General features: G+C 70.7%; 1 protein-coding gene. It reads right to left on the bottom strand.

What is annotated here, in order from left to right:
* Positions 1-2,795, bottom strand: a 2,795-nt coding sequence (locus ACFWPJ_RS29700; RefSeq protein WP_378856358.1) for an amino acid adenylation domain-containing protein, incomplete at both ends; no start/stop codon positions are given.

Here is a 2,795-nt window from a genome sequence, read left to right as displayed (position 1 = left end):
CCCGACGGGTGGGGGCGGTGGAGCCCCCCCCCGACGGTGGCGGCGATACCGGCGCGGTCGATGCCGACCGGCAGTTCCAGCGCCATGGTCTGGTTGAACCGGCCGAACGAACCGGACCGCTCGGCCATGAACCGGACGACCGGGGTCAGCGGCATCTCGCCGACGCCGCCACCGGGCAGCTCGGCCAGGGTGACCGCGGCGGCCGCTGCCACATCGGCGGTCTCGGCGACCGAGGCCAGACCGGAGACGGTGCGCTGCTCGAAGACGTGACGGGGCGTGAACAGCACGCCACGGGCCTTGGCCCGGGAGACGAGCTGGATGGAGACGATCGAGTCGCCGCCCAGGGCGAAGAACGAGTCGTCCACGCCGACGCGCTCCACACCGAGCACCTCGGCGAAGACCTCGGCGATGGTCTGCTCGATCGAGGTGCGCGCGGCGCGGAAGGTGACCTCGGTGGCGAACACCGGCTCCGGCAGCGCCTTGCGGTCGAGCTTGCCGACCGGGGTCAGCGGCACGTGGTCGATCACCATGATCGACGAGGGCACCATGTAGGCGGGCAGGCGATCCTCGACGTGCGCGGTCAGCGCCGCGACATCGATCGAACGACCCGGCGCGGCAACCACATACGCGACCAGCGAGACCGCGCCCGCGGTGCTCTTGTGGCCGACGGTGGTCGCGAAGTCGACGGTCTCGTGCGAGGCCAGGGCCGAGTCGATCTCGCCCAGTTCGATACGGAAACCGCGGATCTTGACCTGGAAGTCGGAGCGGCCGACGTATTCGACGGTGCCGTCGGCGGTCCAGCGCACGACGTCACCGGTGCGGTACATCCGCTCCCCCGGCACGAACGGATCGGCCACGAACCGGTCGGCGGTCAGGCCGGCACGGGCGTGGTATCCCCGCGCCAGCTGGATGCCCGACAGATAGAGCTCACCCGCGACACCCACCGGAACGGGCTGGAGCTGGGCGTCCAGGATCAGCGAGCGCATGCCGCGGGTGGGGCCACCGATGGTGACCAGCTCGCCCGGCACCAGCGCGGCGCTGATGTTGGTCATGATGGTGGTCTCGGTGGGGCCGTAGCCGTTGTGGAAGGCACGAGTCGTGCCGTCCGCCAACGGAACCGCCCACTTGCTCACCAGATCGGCGGGCACCGCTTCACCACCGGCGACAAGCACCCGCAGCGAGTCCAGGCCGCTCGGGTCGAAGGTGGCCAGCGCGGCGGGAGTGATGAACGCGTGGGTGACCCGATGGGCGCGTAACAGCTCGTAATTTTCTACACCGCCGTACACGCCCGGCGGGACGACGACCAGCGCGCCGCCGCGGGCCAGCGCCAGCAGCAGCTCCAGGATCGAGGCGTCGAACGAGGGCGAGGCGAAATGCAGTGCGCGGGTATCGGAGTCGAGCGCGTAGCGCTTCGCCTGCTCCTCGCCGAAGTTCGCCAGACCGGCATGGGTGACCACGACGCCCTTGGGCACACCGGTCGAGCCGGAGGTGTAGATGACGTAGGCGGGCTGCTCGGGGGTGGTCGCCCGCACGAGCTCGTCGTCGGTGATCGGACCGCCGTCGAAGCGAGCGAGGTCGAGCTCATCGAGCACGAGCCAACCGGCCGCGGGCGCGTCTGTGGCCTGGCCGTCGAGCTCGGGCTCCTGCGCTCCAGCCTGCGCGATATCGGGCAGTCCGCCCAGCACCGACGCGACCGTGATACCCAGCGGCGAACCGGAATCGGTGACCATGTGGGCGATGCGGTCGGCGGGGTAGGTCGGGTCGACCGGGACGAAGGCCGCGCCGGTCTTGGCGACAGCCCACGCGGCCAGCACCGAGTCGGCCGAACGCGGGATACCGATCGCGACGAGGTCTTCGGCACCGATGCCCTCGGCGATCAGCAAGCGTGCCAAGCGGTTCGAGCGCTCATCCAGTTCCGCGTAGGACAGAGCTGTCCCCTGGAACACCACGGCGTCGCCGGTCGGGTTCTGGGCGACAGCCTCGGCCAGCAGGCTGCGCAGGGTGCGGGCGGGCACCGGCGGCTCGCCGACGCGGAACACCAGGTCGGCTCGCTCGGCGGCATCGAGGACGTCGATCGCGCCGACGGTCACCGCGGCATCGGCGGCGACGGCTTCGAGCACGCGCTCCCAGCGGGTGGCGATGGTGTCGACGGTGGCTTCGTCGAACAGTTCGGTGGCGTAGTTCAGTGCCAGCGCCATGCCGCCGCTGCCGGGCTCACCGAGCTCGGAGAGGGTGAACTGCAGGTCGAAGCGGGCGACGCTCTCGTCGAGATCGAGCGCCGAGACAGCCAGGCCCGGCAGTTCCAGGGTGGTGCGGTCCAGGTTCTGGAAGGCCAGCATCACCTGGAACAGCGGGTTGCGCGACTGCGAGCGCTCGGGCGCCAGCAGTTCCACCAGGCGCTCGAACGGCACGTCGGCATTGCCGTAGGCGTCGAGGTCGGCCTTGCGGGACTGCTCGAGCAGGTCGGTGAAGGACTCGGCCGGGCGCACGCCGGTGCGCAGCACCAGGGTGTTGACGAACATGCCGACCAGGTCGTCGAGTGCCTGCTCACCACGGCCCGCGATGGGCGTGCCGATGGCGATGTCATCGGAGCCGGACAGGCGCGACAGCAGCACCGCCAGCGCGGTGTGCATGACCATGAACAGCGACGCGCCTTGACGACGCGCCACCTCGTCGAGCTTGGCGATGAGCTCCGGCGCGAGCTCGCGGTGCACGGTGGCGCCGCGATGCGAGGCGATGGCCGGGCGGGCCCGGTCGAACGGCAGGGTCAGCTCGTCGGGGATACCGGCGAGCTG

It is taken from the genome of Nocardia sp. NPDC058497 (genome assembly GCF_042720195.1).
Lineage (GTDB): Bacteria > Actinomycetota > Actinomycetes > Mycobacteriales > Mycobacteriaceae > Nocardia.
The sequence above is the reverse complement of the archived record's forward strand: the minus strand, read 5'-3'. Positions and strand labels throughout refer to the sequence as shown.